Genomic DNA, 16,421 nt, shown 5'->3' with positions numbered 1-16,421 from the left:
GTGCGGGCCGACTCGGTAATCCGCAACGAGTGCAGAGTACGCCCGCCGACCGCGGCTACTACGCTGTCCCGCATGTCGACTGCTACCTCCGCGCGCGTCCTGGTCACCATGCTCGCCGCGGCGGGCGTGCTGCTGGCCGGGTGCGGTTCGGGTGACTCGGAGAAGACGCCGAATCCTGCCACGGCATCCACCGCGTCCGGCTCGTCGGCTCCCACGACGGACGCCCCGCAGTCGGCGGTGACGGTCCGGGTCGACAACATGGCATTCTCCCCCTCGTCGGTCACCATCACCGCCGGTGGCACCGTGACCTGGAAGTTCTCCGATTCGGCCCCGCACGCGGTACAAGGGATCGGCGACGCGGCCATGGGTCTGAACAGCCCGATCTTCCGAGACGGCGAGTGGAGCCACACCTTCACCACCCCCGGCACATACCGCTACCTGTGCCCCCTGCATCCCGACATGCGCGGCACCGTCACCGTCCAGTAGCGGGGATCTCGCCGCGCGGGAGAATTGCGAATACCCTTCAGACAGGCCGATATTCGCGCGATCGCGCGCCGAGGGCCGAAGTGTTGAGCGCCTGCACCGCGGCGACCAGAGGGGCCAGTTCCGGATCGGCGGCGGCTTGGCGGAGCGCGCCTGCCAGCGCGTCGTCGTAATCGGGACGCGCCTTCTCGAGCAGTTCGAGACCGGTCGCCGTGACGTCGGTGTAGATGCCGCGGCGGTCGTCGGGGCAGAGATAACGCTGTAGTAGGCCCCGATCCTCCAGCCGGGTGACCAGGCGCGTCGTCGCGCTCTGACTCAGCGCCACCGAGTCGGCCACCTGATTCATGCGCAAGTGCCCGCCCGGCCCGTCGTGCTGACGGCTGAGCACGGTGAGGACCGAATACTCGCGGACGCTCAGCTCGTGGGTCTGCAACGCGCGTTCGAGGTGCGCCTCGATCCGGTCGTGCAGCACCGACAGCGCGCACCAGCCATCCGCCAGGCCGGTCAGCGCGGCATCCGCTGTCATGGGTTCCTTACCTTTCTTCGTAGGTGGCCGAGCCCGCATCCAGTGGGTGTCGAATCACCTGGGAGTGGCGGGTATGGCTTTCATGTTTTTGCTGAGGTTCATGGCCGAGGAGGATTGGCCGCCCGCCGCTCCACGACGACCCGACTGCTGATTGAGAAACGCGAACCGATCGCTGTGTAAGGACACGACAGCGTGGTCGTCGGCCATCCGAACAACCAGTGCGAACCTGATGGAGGTGGTTGTGCCGCAACAACTGTGGGTGGGAATCGACGCGGGAAAGACGGCGCATCACTGCGTGGTGATCGACACCGACGGCACACGACGGTTCTCGCGGCGGGTCGGCAACGACGAGACCGAGCTGACCGGGTTGATCGACCAGGTCACGACACTGGCCGACGGCGCGGACCCGACGTGGGCGATCGACCTCAACCACGGCGGCGCGGCCCTGTTGATCACGTTGCTGCTGACTCGGGACCAGCGGCTGCTCTACATCCCCGGCCGGGTCGTGCACCACGCCGCCGGCAGCTACCGGGGCAACGGCAAGACCGACGCCAAGGACGCCGCGATCATCGCCGACCAAGCCCGCATGCGCCGTGACCTGCAACCGTTGCGTGCCGGTGACGAGATCGCGGTCGAGCTGCGCATCCTCACCGCGCACCGCACCGACCTGTCGTGCGACCGAACCCGGGCGATCAACCGGCTGCGCGCTGCTCTGGGCGAGTATTTCCCCGCGCTGGAACGCGCTTTCGACTACAGCAAGTCCCGCGCCGCGCTCATCCTGCTCACCGGCTACAACACCCCCGACGGACTGCGTGGGCTCGGCCGTGACGCACTGACGCAGTGGCTGCGAGACCACAAGGCCCGCAACGCAGCCACGGTCGCGGCCACCGCTGTCGCCGCTGCCGATGCCCAGCACACGCGAGTGCCCGGACAGCAGGTCGCCGCGGCCATGGTGGCGCGGCTGGCGAAGGAGGTGATGCGGCTCGATGACGAGATCGGTGACACCGAAACCGTGATCGAGCAGCGATTTCGCCGCCACCGCCACGCCCGGATCATCCTGAGCATGCCCGGCTTCGGGATCCTGCTCGGCGCGGAGTTCCTCGCCGCCACCGGCGGCGACATGGCCGTGTTCGCCAGCGCCGACCGGCTCGCCGGCGTCGCCGGCCTGGCACCAGTGCCCCGCGATTCCGGGCAGGTCAGCGGCAACCTCAAACGCCCCCGCCGCTACGACCGCCGCCTGCTGCGCGCATGCTTCCTGGCCGCCATGGTCGCCACCCGGCACGACCCAGCCTCGCGCGCCTACTACAACCGGAAGAAGACCGAAGGCAAACGCCACGTCCAAGCCGTGCTCGCACTGGCCCGCCGACGCCTCAACGTGCTGTGGGCAATGCTGCGAACCGGAACCCTCTACCAAGCCCCCGCACCGGCGACAGCCACCGCCTGACCACATCAGCGGTCCCCACACCACTTCGAGTCACTTGACAACTTCATTGAGAATCCTCCTGAGTACGGGGTGTCTCACCCAGGATAGCCACTCAATGCAATAGCCAGCGCTTGCAATTATCAGGCGTGTGCAATTATTGTCGACGCCTGTAAAGCTCGTTCGCAACATCGCTAGGGAGGCCGCGGCCATGCCGCTCGCTCTGTTCGCCCTGACGCTCGGGGCATTCGCCATCGGCACCACCGAATTCATCGTGGTCGGCCTGCTCCCGGGCATCGCCGACAGCTACTCCGTCACCATCCCGACCGCCGGATGGCTGGTCACCGGGTATGCCCTCGGCGTCCTGGCCGGCGCGCCGATCATGACCGGGCTCGGCACCCGCGTCTCACGCAAGCGCATGTTGCTGGCGAGCCTGTTGCTGCTCATTGCGGGCAATGCCCTCTCGGCAATCGCTCCGACTTTCGGGCTCATGCTCACCGGGCGCATCGTCGCCTCGCTGGCGCACGGCGCGTTCTTCGGCATCGGATCGGTGGTGGCGGGCACCCTGGTCGGCCCGGATCGCCGGGCCGGGGCGATCGCCATCATGTTCACCGGCCTCACCGTCGCCACCGTGCTCGGTGTGCCCTTGAGCACCCTGCTCGGCCAGCACTTCGGGTGGCGGCTGGCGTTCACGCTGGTCGCCCTGGTCGGCGTGATCGCTTTCGCCGGTGTGGTCGCCCTCGTGCCCGACCGCCCCGCGCCCCGCGACGCCCGGCTGCGGCACGAACTGGCCGTGCTGAAGAATCCCCAGGTGTTGCTGGCAATGGCCATGACCGTGCTCGGATTCGGCGGAGTCTTCGCCGCGATCACCTATCTCGCGCCGATGATGACCGACGTCACCGGATTCGCCGAGGGCACGGTCACCTGGATCATGGTGCTGTTCGGCCTGGGCTTCCTCATCGGCAATCTGATCGGCGGCCGCTATGCCGACCGGCACCTGATGCCGATGCTGTATCTCACGCTCGGGACGCTGGCGGTGGTGCTGGGCCTGTTCACCCTGACCGCCCACAACAAGATCGCCGCCGGGATCACGGTCCTGCTCATCGGCGCACTGGGCTTCGCGACCGTGCCACCGCTACAGAAGCGGGTGCTCGACCAGTCCGCCGGCGCGCCCACGCTGGCCTCGGCGCTCAATATCGGCGCGTTCAACCTCGGCAACGCCCTGGCCGCGTGGCTGGGCGGCCTGGTCATCGCCGCGGGCTTCGGCTACACCGCGCCCAACTGGGTCGGCGTGCTGCTGTCCGGCAGCGCGTTGGGATTGGCCGTACTGTCGGGCGCGCTGGAACGGCGCTCGACCGCGAAACAGCCTGTCCCCGTTGGTCAGTACGCCGAGAAGACGTTGTCGATGGAACCGTAGCGGTGCGCGGCGTAATTGCAGGCCGCGGCGATATTGGCGACCGGGTCGAAGATGTCCCACGACGTCCCGTCCACATGGAACGCCGCGAAGGTCGGGTCGATGACCTGCATGAGCCCCTTGGACGGGATACCGGCCGCGGCATTGGAGTCGTACAGGTTGATCGCGGCCGGATTACCGCCCGACTCCCGCATGGCATTGCGGTAGATGCCGTCGTAACTGGCCGGGATGCCGCGCTGCCCGAGGATATGCAGGGCATTGCGGATCCAGCCGTCGAGGTCGTTCGCGAAGATCGGCGGCAGTAATTGCGGAATCGGCTGCGGCATCGGCTGGATGAACTGCTGCAATTGATCCTGCTGCGCCTGCGGCAGTTGCTGCTGCCACTGCGCGGCCTGTAACTGCGCCTGCTGTGCGGGTTCCTGTAGTTCCGGCGGTACGCCCGCGATCGGAGTCTCGGCGTAGGCCTGCGCGGGAACGGCCACGACGGCGGCGAATACGGCGAGCGGTAACAGTTTTCGTACATGCATGATGAAGGGCTCCGACAGCGCGGCGGTACCACACCGGGGCCCCTGGCTACCGGCGTCGTTGTTGCGCTGTTTTCTTTTGTGACTTGTGTTGGGGGATTCGGCGGATCACCGCACGCGACAAACAGACTTGCGGTCTGTTATCTGGCACATCACAGACTGATTGCGAAAGGTGAACGCAATCTGAACTGGCAGTGAACTCTGGGTTCTATTGTCCTGAGAGAATTCCTCCGACCAGCACCGACCGAGATCTCGGCCACATCACAGCTTCGACGCTGTTCGTGAGAACCAGATTTGCCCGGGAGTGCCGGTCGGCTTATTCGACCGTGACCGACTTGGCCAGATTCCGCGGCTTGTCGATGTCGTAGCCACGCGCCTGCGCCACCTCGGCGGCGAACACCTGCAACGGAACGGTCGACAGCAGCGGCTGGAAAAGCGTTGGCGCGGCAGGGATTTCGATGAGGTGATCGGCGAACGGCCGCACCGTGTCGTCGCCCTCCTCGGCGATCACGATGGTGCGCGCGCCGCGCGCCTGAATCTCCCGGATATTGCTGAGCAGCTTGGAATGCAGCACCGCCCGGCCCTTCGGCGACGGCATCACCACGATCACCGGCAGGCCCTCCTCGATCAGCGCGATCGGGCCGTGCTTGAGTTCGCCGGCGGCGAAACCCTCGGCGTGCATGTACGCCAGTTCCTTCAGTTTCAGCGCGCCCTCCAGCGCCACCGGGTAACCGACATGGCGACCGAGGAACAGCACCGTCGGCACGTGCGCGAACTGCCGGGCGATCGCCCGCACCTGCGGCGCCGTCTCCAATACCCGAGCCACCAGCTTCGGCATCGCCTCGAGTTCGCCGAACTCGCGGGCGACCTCGTCGGGGTACTTGGTGCCGCGCGCCTGCGCGAGGGCGAGGCCCACCAGGTAATTGGCGGTGATCTGCGCCAGGAACGCCTTGGTGGACGCCACCCCGATCTCGGGTCCGGTCCGCGTGTAGACCACGGCATCGGATTCGCGCGGGATCTGCGCGCCGTTGGTATTGCAGATGGCGAGCACGCGGGCCTTCTGTTCCTTGGCGTGCCGCACCGCCTCCAGGGTGTCGGCGGTCTCGCCCGACTGGGAGATCGCCACCACCAGCGTCGAGCGGTCCAGAACCGGGTCGCGGTAACGGAATTCGCTGGCCAGCTCCACCTCGACCGGCACCCGCGTCCAATGCTCGATCGCGTACTTGGCCAGCAGGCCCGCGTGATACGAACTGCCGCAGGCCACGACGAAGACCTTGTCGAACTCGCGCAACTCCTGCTCGGCCAGGCGCTGCTCGTCGAGCAGGATGCGGCCGTTGGCGAAATGCCCGATCAAGGTTTCGGCGACGCCGGTCGGCTGCTCCTCGATCTCCTTGAGCATGAAGTAGTCGTGGCCGCCCTTCTCGGCCGCGGCCAGATCCCAGTCGATGGTGAAGGGGCGGGTGCGCACGCCGTCGGTGTTGCCGTCGAAGTCGGTGACCTCGTAGGAGTCGGCGGTGATCACCACCGCCTGGTCCTGTCCCAGCTCGACGGCCTCGCGGGTGTGCTCGATGAAGGCGGTCACATCGGAGGCGATGAACATCTCGCCCTTGCCGACGCCCACCACCAGCGGCGTGGAGCGGCGCGCCGCCACGATCGTGCCGGGATGGTCGGCGTGCGTGAAGACCAGCGTGAACGCGCCCTCCAGCCGGCGCAGCACGGCCAGCGCGCTGCCGACGAAATCGCCGGCGGTGGGCCCGGCGGCGTAGGCCCGCGCGACCAGATGCACCGCGACCTCGGTATCGGTGTCGCTGCTCAGTTCCACGCCGGCGTCCTCGAGTTCGCCGCGCAGCGGGGCGAAGTTCTCGATGATGCCGTTGTGTACCACCGCGACCTTGCCGGTGACATCGCGATGCGGGTGCGCGTTGCGATCGGTCGGGGCGCCGTGGGTGGCCCAGCGGGTGTGGCCCATGCCGGCGCTGCCCAGGAACCGCTCGATACCCGTCTCGGCCAGCTCGGCCTCCAGATTGGCCAGCCGACCGGCCTTGCGCTCCACCGCGATGGCGCCCGCGCCGTCCAGGATCGCTACTCCCGCGGAGTCGTACCCCCTGTACTCCATGCGGCGCAGCGCGTCCACGACGACGCCGAGCGCGTCCCGGTACCCGACGTAGCCCACGATTCCGCACATGGTGCCTCAGCGTACTTGGAGCCGAGACGCGCAGCGACGCCGCCGCAGGCCGATCGGTGCGCCGGAATAGGTCGGTGACCACGCACGCTCGTTCCGGGCGGCAAGCCGTCACGTTCGCTCGCCGCGGGCGGAACGGACGCCATGGCCGCACTGAAACGCCGGAAGAGTGCGTTCATCCGATAAGTTCGTCCACGTGTCGGCGTCTGTGAAATCGCTTCTGAGCAAACTCAGTACCCCCGGACCGCATCGGGTGCTGCGCGGCAATCTCGGTATCGCGGGGCAGCCGGGGGTGGTGTTCACCCCGGAGACCGGGCTCAATCTGCCCGCGGTCGTGTTCGGCCACGGCTGGCTGGCCGGTGTGGGCAACTATCGGAAGTTGTTGGAGCACCTCGCGTCGTGGGGTTTCGTGGCGGCCGGACCGGACACCGAGCGCGGACCGATCCCGTCCCACCTGAACCTCGCCACCGACCTGCTGACCACGCTCGACATCTGCACGGGCGTGCGCCTGGGCAACGGTTCGATCAGCGTGCACCCCGACAAACTGGCCCTGGCCGGACACGGCATGGGCGCCGGGGCGGCCGTGATCGCCGCCGCGCAACGCCAGGTCGCCGCCGTCGCGGCCCTCTTCCCCGCCCCGACCGCCCCCGCCGCGGAATCCCTCGCCCCCGACATCGAGGCCCCCGCTCTCATCCTCGCCGCCGAGGACATCGATGCCGTCGGCTCCAACGCCCTCTCCTTGGCCACCGCCTGGGGCGGTCCCATGGCCCTGCGCACCGTCGACAAGTCCACTCACAACGGCATAGCCTCGGGCCGCCGCGCCCTCGCTGCCCTCGGCGCCGCGAAATACGAACCCCGAACCGACCGCATCGTGCGCGGCCTCCTCGTCGGCTACCTGAACTACCAGCTACTGGGCGACAAGACCTACCAGCCCTTCGCCGACCCCGACGAGCCCATCCCCCACACCCAGCCCGTCGACCCGCACGCCGTGAGCGAGGAGGAGCCGGAGCGCCCGTCGAAACTCCAACTCCTGCAAGCCGTCCAGACGCTGCGGAAGTAGCGGACACCGGCTGTTTCGGGCGATCTCGGCACGCACGGAACCGGGGAGCCGTCGAGAACGTCAAACCCTTCGAACAGCCAAGCTATGTGGTGCCGCTCGAGCCTGGCAGCGCCGATGGTCGGTCTGTCATGATCGTAGGACCGCGGCCGGCCCTGGGTGGCCGGTTCTCTGTGGAATCGGGAGATGAGGAGGGGGCCGTGCTGATCGACCCGCAGTCCGTACTGAACATGGCGAAAACGTTGGAGCCCAGCGTCGACGCGACACAGAACCACGCGACCCAGATCGCCGGCGTCGGTTTCGACGCGAGTCACACCGGTCAGGATTACCAGGACGAAGGGCAGAAGCTCGCCGCGGGCGTCGACAACATCGTCGGAATGCTGCAATCGTGGTCGCAGGCGTCCGACGCCACGGTAGCGGCGATGCGTCAAGCGGTGACGGCCATTCAGACGCAGGAGCAGCAGAACACCGACGGTCTCGGCCAAGCGCCCGAAGGTTCGGGTACTGCATGACCGGCGCGCAGCAGTACCGGCAGGCTTACCAGCGGGATTTGACGGCCGCGCGAGATGCGCTGGGCCGTTTCCTGCGGGACGACGGCACCAACGTCTTCGACAAGAAGATCTGGAACGACACGGTCAAGGCCACCGGTGCGGACGTCAACGCTCTACTGAATTCCGCGGCTCCGGGTCTGCAATGGTTCGAGCGGGCGCTGATCCGATATCACCGTTGCGGCGACATCGGCCTGCCCGGGTTCGATGAATTCGCGGTGCCCGCACTGCCCGTGGGCGGGGAAACGCTCGGCGGCGAGACCATCAAGACGCGGGACGACCCCGGTAAGGAGATTGTTCGGCTGGAGGGCAAGTGGTACGACCAACAGCGGAGCATGAACCTCGCCAGTCTGCGCGATTTGTCGAGCCAACTCGGACTGGCCTCGACCGCAAACGGTACGCAGGTCTCCGCCAGTGAGATCACACAGGACCTCAACGGTGTCGCCCAAGCGGTGCCGGAGTACTGGCAAGGTCAATCCGGCGGCGCTACACAGGACCACCTGGCGGGTTTCCATGCCCATGCCGACCAGCAGACCCAATACCTGCAAGCGGTGACAGCCGCGTTGAACGGCCTGCCGGAGGTGCTCCTGCAGATCGTCAGCGACAAGGCGAATTTCATCGCCGGGTTCAACAGCGAGCAACTGCCGGTCGCCGGACACGCGATGCGCGTCGGGGACGAGGACCCGGTGAGCACGATAATCACGGTGGCGGCGGGACAGGGGAAGTCGTATTCCCTCCGCGCCGATCGGGAAGTGGTAGTAGACCAGTTCCATCTCCAAACCTATGAGAACGCCGACGGTTACAAGGAATTGGTCGCCAACACCTGCAAACAATGGTTGACCGATCATTTCCGCCCGGCGGTGCAGGAGGCATTCAAGGCCTTCGTCCACCAGTGCGCGCTCGCCGACTACTACATCCGTCAGGCGTACAAGCCGGTAATCACCCTGCTCGACAGCCACGACACCACACCGTTCCCCGCGCCCGCCCAACCGGGCCCTTCCACACCCGGCCCCTCCACGCCCGGCCCTTCTACTCCCGGTCCCTCCACGCCCGGCCCTTCCACTCCCGGCCCGAGCACCACGCCCGCCGCCACCCAACCAGCCTCGACGACACCGGCGGCCACGACGCCCGACCTCAGTTCGGTGCTGTCCGGTCTGGGCCAGCTCTCCAGCGTCGGCCAGACCGTGGGTCAGCTGGCCACGCAGGGGATCAGCTCGCTGTCGGGAGCCATTCAGCAGAGTCTCGACGGAGTGCTCGGGCAACAGGATGTCTCGCAACAGGTTTCGGGCAGCCCGACGGATGGCAGTGCCGCCCCGAAGCCGTCGGCGGAGTTCGATCTGGCCGGTAAGCACCTGAAGTTCGAGATGGGGCCGAACGGCGAACTGCAAGTGGTCACGACCGACGGTGGCGGCCAGGACACGAAATACGAGCTGAAACTCGATGAGCAGGGCAGGCCGACCATCGCCGTCGCAGGCCAGTCTCCGGAAGCTCCGCAGGGCGAGAATCCGGCCGGTGCGCCCGCACCCGGCGGCCCACCGCCCGGCGACCGGCACGGCGAGGGACAGCCTGCCGAACCGGCCGACCAGCCACCGCGGGGGCAGCAACCACCGCAGCAACAGCCCACGCCGGGGCCTCAGCACACCGGCGAGCATCCGCCGCAGGCGACCGGCGACCAGAACGCCCACCAGCCTCCGCCCCCTGCTCAGCAAGCCCCGCCGCCGAGGGTGGCCCCACCCAGTTATCGCCCCGTGGGCAATCAAAGCGGGCCACCGGTCGCCTCACCCGCCCAGCCGATCGACAGCGGCGCGGAATTGTCGGAAGCGGGCCCACTGTGAACTTCGCGGAAACCGGCCGATTCCTGATGGCTCGGCCAGCGGCGGTTGTCGACCGAGATAGGTGACACAGCAATGGATTATCAGGCGGAGATGGACCGAATCCTCGCCGAGTACAGGACCGCGGCCCGCGGCGTGCAGAGCGAGTTCTTCGAGGCCGACGAGCGGACCACTCGAGGCGGCGCGGCGGTCTTCGAAGAGCTTCGGCAAGAGGTGAATCAGCCCGAGCCACAAGCGGAAACGCCGGAGGAAGCGGCGGCACGCGAAGCCCGAGAAGAACACGATCGGCTGCTGCGTGACGCCGCCGAGCGAGCACGTGCCGCGGCCGCGGAGCGGACGGGGCAACCCCGGTCCGGCCGGAAAGCGTATGTGCTGCCGTCCGACTGGACCGATGAGGACGAAGCCCGGATGGAAGGCTACGGTCCACCGGACTCCTGGCTGCGCTAACCGCCGGGCACTCCCCTACTTCCCCAACTCCCCCTTGTCCGTACGGACCCACTCACTCGTCCCGTCGGGATGCTGGTGGAATTCCCATGCGGCATAGGCCCCGTCGCGATCGATGGTCTTGACGTGGTCGGCGGTGCCGTCGTGGTCCATGTCGGTCCAGATGTCGGTGCCGTTGGGGGTTTGGATGGATTCGGTGTCGGGAATGCCGTCGGCGTCGATGTCCTGTGTGGGGTGGTGGAGTTCGACGGCACCGAGACCGCCGAGATCGGAGTGCGCATCGACGTCCGGCAGGTGCAGACCCGGCAGATCGTCCGATGTCATCATGTGCGGCTCCTCGAGGACGTGCGGCGGATGTCGCTCCATCCTGACATCCGCCGGGCCTCTCGCGCAGCCCCGCTGTGGATAACTGTGCCCGGCGGAGCGAGATGACGCCCGGCCTCGCTCGTTGCCTGTGGATAACCGCGTGCGGTCAGCCCTTCGGAATGACCAGCCACAGAATGATGTAGAGGATGAACTGCGGCCCGGGCAGCAGGCACGACAGCACGAACAGCAGGCGCACCACGGTGGCGTTCCAGCCGAAGTATTCGGCGAGGCCGCCGCAGACGCCGCCGATCCACTTGTCACTGCGGGATCGGGTGAGGCGGCGGGTGGGGGCGGTCATGTCGGTTCTCCTTCTCTCGTTCGCTACGTCTCCACTCTGCGCCGATCCGGGCCCCACCGGCATCGGGCGCCGGACCTATCCACACCCTGATTTTTCCCGGGCCGGACTCAGGGTCCGACCCCGAGCACGGCAGACTCTTCGGGGTGAGCGAACCGAAACCCGGATGCGGGCGGCCCCTGTGCGCCGAGGCGCGGCCGTGAGCGCCACCCTGCACGCCCGCGGCCTGGCGGCCGGTCACGGCGAGCGCACGCTGTTCAGCGACCTCGATCTGGTGCTCGCGCCGGGTGACGTGATCGGCCTGGTCGGCGTCAACGGCGCGGGCAAATCGACGCTGCTGCGGATGCTGTCCGAGCGCACCGCGCCGACCGGCCGGATCACGCTGAGCCCACCGGACGCGACGGTCGGCTACCTCGCCCAGGAGCCCGAACGCGTGCCCGGCGAGTCGGTCATGGGCTTCCTGACCCGGCGCACGGGAGTGGCCGCGGCACAACGGGTGATGGACGCCGCGGCGGAGCAACTCGCGGCGGCCGACGCATCCGGCGACGAATACACCCCCGCGCTGGAACGCTGGCTGGCGCTCGGCGGCGCCGACCTGGAACCGCGCGCCGAGGAGACCGCTGCCGACCTGGGCCTGATCGACAGTCTCCCGGACGGCCTGGACACCCTCATGACGGCCCTGTCCGGTGGCCAGGCCGCGCGCGCCGGGCTGGCCTCGGTGCTGCTGTCCCGCTTCGACATCCTGCTGCTGGACGAGCCCACCAACGACCTCGATCTGGACGGCCTGGACCGGCTGGAGCGCTTCGTCACCGGCGTGCGGGTGCCGCTCATGGTGATCAGCCACGACCGAGAATTCCTGGCGCGCACCGTGAATCGGATCGTGGAACTCGACCTGGCACAGCAGCAGGTGGGTGACTACGACGGCGGCTACGAGGCCTACCTGGCCGAACGCGAGATCGCCCGCCGGCACGCGCGCGAGGCGTTCGAGGAGTACGCCGACACCAAGTCAGCCTTGGAGACCCGGGCGGTGACGCAGCGCAACTGGATGGAACACGGCGTGCGCAATGCCCGCCGCAAGGCGCGCGACCCGCGAAAGGTGGACTCGGACAAGGCCGGTCGCAAGATGCGCGCGGAATCCACCGAGAAGCAGGCCTCGAAGGTGCGTCAGACGCTGCGCCGCATCGAGCGGCTGGACGCGGTCGAGGAGCCGCGCAAGGAGTGGGAACTGCGAATGTCGATCGCCGCGGCGCCGCGCAGCGGGACGGTGGTCGCCACCGTGTCCGGCGCCACGGTGACTCGGGGCGATTTCACGCTGGGACCCGTTACGGCACAGGTGGATTGGGGCGACCGGATCGTGCTGACCGGCACCAACGGATCCGGCAAGTCGACGCTGCTGGGCTTGTTGCTGGGCCGGATCCGACCGGACGAGGGATCCGCGTCGCTCGGCTCGGGTGTCGCGGTGGGCGAGGTGGACCAGGCGCGCGGCCTGTTCCGCGGAAGTGCCACGCCGGCAGATACTTTCGCCTCCGAGGTGCCCGACTGGACCGATGCCGACATCCGCACCCTGCTGGCGAAGTTCGGCCTGCGCGGACCACATGTGGTGCGCGCCAACGACACCCTGTCCCCCGGAGAACGCACCCGCGCCGCCCTCGCGCTGCTGCAAGCGCGCGGCGTGAACCTGCTCGTACTCGACGAACCCACCAACCACCTCGATCTGCCCGCCATCGAACAGCTGGAGCAGGCGGTCGAATCCTTCACGGGCACACTGCTGTTGGTCACCCACGACCGCCGGATGCTCGACAGCGTCCGCGCCACCCGCCGCTGGCGGATCGAAGGCGGCCTGCTCACCGAGGACAGGTGACCGAACTGGATGCCTGCATCGTTGCCGGCTTTCTACACGTCTGGTTCTGACCGCCGATCGGAACGTTCCCGCACGGTCGGATCGGACCCCGCCTCGTCGGACGGCTTGTGCCACAACAAGAAGTAGCGCCAGAACAGGACCCGTCGCACCCGGACACCGGGGAGCACCGACTCCGCCACGCGCCGCGCCTCGCGGGTGGTGAGGGGCGGGTCGAGCACGACCGGCATCGCGGGATCGTCTGCGGCGGCGAACCAGCGGTCACCGGTCAGCGTGCGCAGCACGAGGAATACGACCGCAAGGAACCTGTGACCGAGCGCCGCCGCGACCTCGAGCGGCAGTTCGCGCGGGTCGTACCGAGGCAGCGCCACCGCGGCGAGAACACCGCCGGGTCGCAGGGCACGAGCCAGGACGGGCAGCGCGTCCTCGAGCGGCAGATGGTGCAGCGCGGTGACCGAGACTATCGCGTCGTACTCCGCGTCCGGAAGTTGCCGTTCGAGTACGTCATCGAGGAGGCAGGTGACGTTCTCGGGCACCGTCGCACGCGCACGGTCGATCATCTCCGGGGAACGGTCCAGGGCGTCGACCCGCTCGGCGCGCCGGGCGAGTTCGACCGCGAACTCGCCCGCGCCGCAACCGACATCCAGGACGTGACGACACGGTCGTGGCAGCTGCCGAATGAGCAGCCGGTGATAGAAGGCGTTGTGGCTCCAGGCGAATGCGGTCACGCGCCCCAGAATGCCAGCCGTGAGTCTCGGCGAGTCAGCCCGTCACGACCACACGCCGCGGCTCACCCCGCGTGAATGGCGCTGATCAAGGTGCGGTTGGCGACGGTCTCGGTGATGACCGTCTGGGTGAACGACTTCGGCGCCTCGTCGGGCGTCTGCTGGGTCAGCCGGACCTCCCACTGGCCCTCCTCCCCGGACCGGGTGATCTGCACGCAGTAGCGGGTGCCGACGGGGATCTGGTTGATTCCGCGCTGAATCTGTTCCGCCGCGGGCACAGTCGCGTCGTCGGCGACGACTGCGCGGGCCGCGAAACCGGAACGCTGCACGTAATAGGCGCGTTCGAAGGCGAGGATGGCGTCGGGGCCGTTGCCGGTGCCGCCCGGGTCGGTGCCGGACACCACGTCGGCGGTACGCCGCTGCTCACAGCCGTCCGCGGCGAAGGTCGCGGGCTGGCCGGTGGAGGGCACGGGCGCGGCCGGTGCGGCGGCCGAACGGGTCGGCACACCCTGCGCGGCGGCCGTGGTGCGGGCGGCGGTGGTCGGCGTCCGGTCCCGGGCGGTGTGGATGACCGTCAGCACGATCGCCACCACGACCACGCCGAGCCCCAGCATGATCAGCGCGGCGACCACCTTGTCGCGGCGGCGATTGTCCGCCTGCTGCCGCCTTCGCGGATGCCGCAGCCGCGGACCGGGATTGCCGCCCGACCGATCGACGAGCGCCGGAACCAAGGGGGGTCGATCCTCGGCGAGAGGCTCCTCACCCCACGATTCGGACGGCTCGGACGGCGTCACCACAACACTCGGCTCCCGTTGCGGCGGCGCGGAATCCAGCCACTGCTCCCATTCACCCGACTGATAGGAAGGACCGTCGGTCATGGGTAGCGCCTCGGGGACGTCGGGTGGCGGCGGCCGGCGACGCCGCGCGCCACGACGCCCGGGACGGCGTCGCTTCGGCCGGCGGGCCGGCATTCGCACCATCGGCAGCCCCAGCTCGAACGGGTTGCCGTCGTCCGGGTGCGGTGCGCCGGGATCAGATCGTGTCATCGCCGAAGTCGCCGATGACGGCCGCCGGGACCGTCTCCTCGACCCGCGCCGGAACGGTCACCCCCAGCTGGCCCTCGCCGCGCGGCTTGTGGTCCTGATCGCCGGACGCGGGCGGCGGCAGCGCGAGCCCGCCGGTCGCGCCGGGAACATGCTCGGGCGCGGCGGGTTTCGGCGCGGGGGCCGACGCCTGCGGGACCGGGTCGCTCGGCGGGATGACCGGGGAGGGCATCGGGGCGGGTTTGGGCTCCGACTTTTCCGGCGCGGCCGGAGTGTTCTGCGACGGCGGGATGACGGCGCCGCCCGGCGCGGTGCCCGACGGCGTGGACTGTTGTCCCGAATGCCCGGAGCCGCCGCCGAAGTCGAACAGCTTGCTCGACCCGTTGCTGCCGCTCGAGGTGGTGCTGTCGGCCGCGTCGGGGTTGATGGCCTCGGTGATCGCCTTGTCGGCCGAGGCCGCGACGGTGTCCATGGCGTGCGTGCCGACCTCGGCGATCTTGTCGATCAGATGCGTGCCGATATCGACACCGGCGTTGATCGCGGTGGTGCCGATCTGCACGCCCGCGGAGATGAGCTGCTGCTGCAACTGCATCTGCGCCGCCAAGGCCGGATCCATCGGCTGCCCCGGCGGCTGGCCGGGCACGGCCGAGTACTGCGGGGGCATTGTCGAGGACTGGCCGGGCGCCGACCAGCCCTGCGTCTGGGTGCCGTAGTTCTGCGCCATGCCGGACGGCGCGCTCACCGTCAGCGGACCCATCTCGTCCAGGCGGCGGCTGTGATCGTTCATCTCGGTGCGCGCCGCGGTGACCGTGCCGATGGCGTCGCGCAGCGCCTGGGTGGCACGGGTGATCACGGCATCGGTGTCGGGGGCCGAGTTGGCGTTGTCCAGAATGACGCGGGCGTCGCGGCGGAAGTCGTCGATGATCACGTCGACCCGCTTCGCCGCCCGGGAACTCGTGGACTGCGCGTCCGACAGCACGGCCAGATAGGCCGGGCCGCGATCGGAGATGTCGCCTATCTCGGTCTGCGTGGTGCGCAGCGCCGGGACCGCGGCATCGGAGGTCTGGCCGACCATGCTGGACTCGATGGCGTGCAGGCCGTCGCGGTGCGGGGTTTCGGTCTCGGCGGCCTGGGCCGAGGCGTTGGACAGCGCGGCGGCGATCGTCGCGTCGGGGACGGGGACGCCGGTGCCGAGCGAAGCCCGCAGCGCCAGCATCGGTTCCACCAGCCTCGCGATGATCGGCGGGTCGCCGGTGGGGGTGGCGGTGGACGCGGGAGTGGCGGCGGGTTCGGTCGGCCGGTTCCGCAGGCGCCTCATGGCAGGGACTCCCCGGTCCGGGTGATGGCCGCGGCCGCCTCGGCGTCGCCGCCCTGGACCGAGGTGTCGAATCCGCGCAGGACCTGGCCGTAGGCGGAGACCAGCTGGCCCGCCGTCGACAATGCTTGCGCGTGCTCGGAGACCGCCGCGGTGAACCGGGCCGCGAAATCAGCGCCCAGCATGCCCAGGTCGGCCGACAGCTTCTCCTGGTTCACGGCGCCCTCCGCGACGGCCGCCGCCGACGCCAGCTGTTGCGACACCGTATCCGCGATGGTGGTGTAGGCGGCCATTGCCGCCGGATCGAGCTTCAGCGTGTTCACTGTTCCCCCTCACGGAAACCCAAGCTTTCGCTGCCGCATCAGGATTCGACGTCCACCATACGTGGC

General features: G+C 68.8%; 17 protein-coding genes. 8 read left to right on the top strand and 9 right to left on the bottom strand.

The genetic code is table 11. The features are described 5' to 3' along the window. Positions 1 to 72: 72 nt before the first annotated feature. A complete protein-coding gene (locus tag ACFMRZ_RS27195) occupies positions 73 to 486 on the top strand; it encodes a plastocyanin/azurin family copper-binding protein (protein ID WP_400181261.1) in 414 nt (137 codons plus the stop codon). 37 nt (positions 487 to 523) lie between these two features. Here ACFMRZ_RS27195 and ACFMRZ_RS27190 read toward each other — a convergent pair whose 3' ends face one another. Then, the gene (locus tag ACFMRZ_RS27190; RefSeq protein ID WP_280272564.1) at positions 524 to 1,009 is read right to left on the bottom strand and encodes a MarR family winged helix-turn-helix transcriptional regulator; all 486 of its coding nucleotides are present in this window, start codon (positions 1,007 to 1,009) and stop codon (positions 524 to 526) included. Between the two features lie 241 nt (positions 1,010 to 1,250). Here ACFMRZ_RS27190 and ACFMRZ_RS27185 point away from each other — a divergent pair, with 241 nt between their 5' ends. Together ACFMRZ_RS27185 and ACFMRZ_RS27180 are read left to right on the top strand one after the other, a co-directional pair. After that, the gene (locus ACFMRZ_RS27185; RefSeq protein WP_400177378.1) at positions 1,251 to 2,453 is read left to right on the top strand and encodes an IS110 family transposase; all 1,203 of its coding nucleotides are present in this window, start codon (positions 1,251 to 1,253) and stop codon (positions 2,451 to 2,453) included. A 187-nt stretch (positions 2,454 to 2,640) separates the two neighbouring features. Further along, positions 2,641 to 3,846, top strand: a complete 1,206-nt coding sequence (locus ACFMRZ_RS27180) for an MFS transporter (RefSeq protein WP_280272565.1) — start codon at positions 2,641 to 2,643, stop codon at positions 3,844 to 3,846. Here ACFMRZ_RS27180 and ACFMRZ_RS27175 read toward each other — a convergent pair. After that, on the bottom strand, positions 3,810 to 4,370 hold the full coding sequence (locus ACFMRZ_RS27175) for a transglycosylase SLT domain-containing protein (protein ID WP_400181260.1): 561 nt from the start codon (positions 4,368 to 4,370) through the stop codon (positions 3,810 to 3,812). The genes ACFMRZ_RS27180 and ACFMRZ_RS27175 overlap by 37 nt on opposite strands. Positions 4,371 to 4,683: 313 nt before the next feature. Further along, positions 4,684 to 6,552, bottom strand: a complete 1,869-nt coding sequence (gene glmS, locus ACFMRZ_RS27170) for a glutamine--fructose-6-phosphate transaminase (isomerizing) (protein ID WP_400181259.1) — start codon at positions 6,550 to 6,552, stop codon at positions 4,684 to 4,686. Positions 6,553 to 6,745: 193 nt separating this feature from the next. Here glmS and ACFMRZ_RS27165 point away from each other — a divergent pair, with 193 nt between their 5' ends. The 4 genes from ACFMRZ_RS27165 (at position 6,746) to ACFMRZ_RS27150 (ending at position 10,433) form a co-directional block, all read left to right on the top strand. After that, positions 6,746 to 7,609: a dienelactone hydrolase family protein gene (locus ACFMRZ_RS27165; RefSeq protein WP_400181258.1), complete on the top strand. Its 864-nt coding sequence runs from the start codon at positions 6,746 to 6,748 to the stop codon at positions 7,607 to 7,609. 197 nt (positions 7,610 to 7,806) lie between these two features. Beyond that, positions 7,807 to 8,118: a hypothetical protein gene (locus ACFMRZ_RS27160; protein WP_280272569.1), complete on the top strand. Its 312-nt coding sequence runs from the start codon at positions 7,807 to 7,809 to the stop codon at positions 8,116 to 8,118. Further along, positions 8,115 to 9,989 carry a hypothetical protein gene (locus tag ACFMRZ_RS27155; RefSeq protein ID WP_400181257.1) on the top strand — a complete coding sequence of 625 codons (1,875 nt, stop codon included), beginning with the start codon at positions 8,115 to 8,117 and terminating at the stop codon, positions 9,987 to 9,989. Before ACFMRZ_RS27160 ends, ACFMRZ_RS27155 begins: the two co-directional genes overlap by 4 nt. 72 nt (positions 9,990 to 10,061) lie before the next feature. Continuing rightward, positions 10,062 to 10,433 carry a hypothetical protein gene (locus ACFMRZ_RS27150; RefSeq protein ID WP_400181256.1) on the top strand — a complete coding sequence of 124 codons (372 nt, stop codon included), beginning with the start codon at positions 10,062 to 10,064 and terminating at the stop codon, positions 10,431 to 10,433. A 15-nt stretch (positions 10,434 to 10,448) separates the two neighbouring features. Here the strand turns inward: ACFMRZ_RS27150 and ACFMRZ_RS27145 are convergent, their stop codons facing one another. Both ACFMRZ_RS27145 and ACFMRZ_RS27140 read right to left on the bottom strand, forming a co-directional pair. Continuing rightward, positions 10,449 to 10,757: a DUF6802 family protein gene (locus ACFMRZ_RS27145; RefSeq protein WP_280272572.1), complete on the bottom strand. Its 309-nt coding sequence runs from the start codon at positions 10,755 to 10,757 to the stop codon at positions 10,449 to 10,451. A 145-nt stretch (positions 10,758 to 10,902) separates the two neighbouring features. Then, on the bottom strand, positions 10,903 to 11,094 hold the full coding sequence (locus ACFMRZ_RS27140) for a PspC domain-containing protein (protein ID WP_280361732.1): 192 nt from the start codon (positions 11,092 to 11,094) through the stop codon (positions 10,903 to 10,905). A 196-nt stretch (positions 11,095 to 11,290) separates the two neighbouring features. Here ACFMRZ_RS27140 and ACFMRZ_RS27135 point away from each other — a divergent pair, with 196 nt between their 5' ends. Next, on the top strand, positions 11,291 to 12,952 hold the full coding sequence (locus ACFMRZ_RS27135; protein WP_400181255.1) for an ABC-F family ATP-binding cassette domain-containing protein: 1,662 nt from the start codon (positions 11,291 to 11,293) through the stop codon (positions 12,950 to 12,952). Between the two features lie 32 nt (positions 12,953 to 12,984). Here ACFMRZ_RS27135 and ACFMRZ_RS27130 read toward each other — a convergent pair whose 3' ends face one another. From ACFMRZ_RS27130 to ACFMRZ_RS27115, 4 genes are all read right to left on the bottom strand, one after another. Next, entirely contained in the window at positions 12,985 to 13,677 is a 693-nt protein-coding gene (locus ACFMRZ_RS27130) for a class I SAM-dependent methyltransferase (protein WP_400181254.1), read from the bottom strand. A gap of 62 nt (positions 13,678 to 13,739) precedes the next feature. Continuing rightward, on the bottom strand, positions 13,740 to 14,720 hold the full coding sequence (locus tag ACFMRZ_RS27125; protein WP_280270597.1) for a hypothetical protein: 981 nt from the start codon (positions 14,718 to 14,720) through the stop codon (positions 13,740 to 13,742). Further along, on the bottom strand, positions 14,707 to 16,035 hold the full coding sequence (locus tag ACFMRZ_RS27120; protein WP_400181253.1) for a hypothetical protein: 1,329 nt from the start codon (positions 16,033 to 16,035) through the stop codon (positions 14,707 to 14,709). The genes ACFMRZ_RS27125 and ACFMRZ_RS27120 overlap by 14 nt, the downstream gene beginning before the upstream one ends. Then, a complete protein-coding gene (locus ACFMRZ_RS27115; protein ID WP_280270599.1) occupies positions 16,032 to 16,355 on the bottom strand; it encodes a hypothetical protein in 324 nt (107 codons plus the stop codon). The genes ACFMRZ_RS27120 and ACFMRZ_RS27115 overlap by 4 nt, the downstream gene beginning before the upstream one ends. Between the last annotated feature and the right edge of the window lie 66 nt (positions 16,356 to 16,421).

The sequence above is a fragment of the Nocardia sp. N2S4-5 genome (assembly GCF_044628355.1).
Lineage (GTDB): Bacteria > Actinomycetota > Actinomycetes > Mycobacteriales > Mycobacteriaceae > Nocardia > Nocardia wallacei_B.
This window is presented reverse-complemented; position numbering and strand designations above follow the sequence as displayed.

Bases quoted from the DNA above. Each gene is read 5' to 3' on its own strand.
- ACFMRZ_RS27120 (WP_400181253.1), bottom strand. From the start codon at position 16,035: ATGAGGCGCCTGCGGAACCGGCCGACCGAACCCGCCGCCACTCCCGCG.
- ACFMRZ_RS27150 (WP_400181256.1), top strand. From the start codon at position 10,062: ATGGATTATCAGGCGGAGATGGACCGAATCCTCGCCGAGTACAGGACC.
- ACFMRZ_RS27190 (WP_280272564.1), bottom strand. From the start codon at position 1,009: ATGACAGCGGATGCCGCGCTGACCGGCCTGGCGGATGGCTGGTGCGCG.
- ACFMRZ_RS27145 (WP_280272572.1), bottom strand. From the start codon at position 10,757: ATGATGACATCGGACGATCTGCCGGGTCTGCACCTGCCGGACGTCGAT.
- ACFMRZ_RS27140 (WP_280361732.1), bottom strand. From the start codon at position 11,094: ATGACCGCCCCCACCCGCCGCCTCACCCGATCCCGCAGTGACAAGTGG.
- ACFMRZ_RS27155 (WP_400181257.1), top strand. From the start codon at position 8,115: ATGACCGGCGCGCAGCAGTACCGGCAGGCTTACCAGCGGGATTTGACG.
- glmS (WP_400181259.1), bottom strand. From the start codon at position 6,552: ATGTGCGGAATCGTGGGCTACGTCGGGTACCGGGACGCGCTCGGCGTC.
- ACFMRZ_RS27125 (WP_280270597.1), bottom strand. From the start codon at position 14,720: ATGACACGATCTGATCCCGGCGCACCGCACCCGGACGACGGCAACCCG.
- ACFMRZ_RS27175 (WP_400181260.1), bottom strand. From the start codon at position 4,370: ATGCATGTACGAAAACTGTTACCGCTCGCCGTATTCGCCGCCGTCGTG.
- ACFMRZ_RS27195 (WP_400181261.1), top strand. From the start codon at position 73: ATGTCGACTGCTACCTCCGCGCGCGTCCTGGTCACCATGCTCGCCGCG.
- ACFMRZ_RS27180 (WP_280272565.1), top strand. From the start codon at position 2,641: ATGCCGCTCGCTCTGTTCGCCCTGACGCTCGGGGCATTCGCCATCGGC.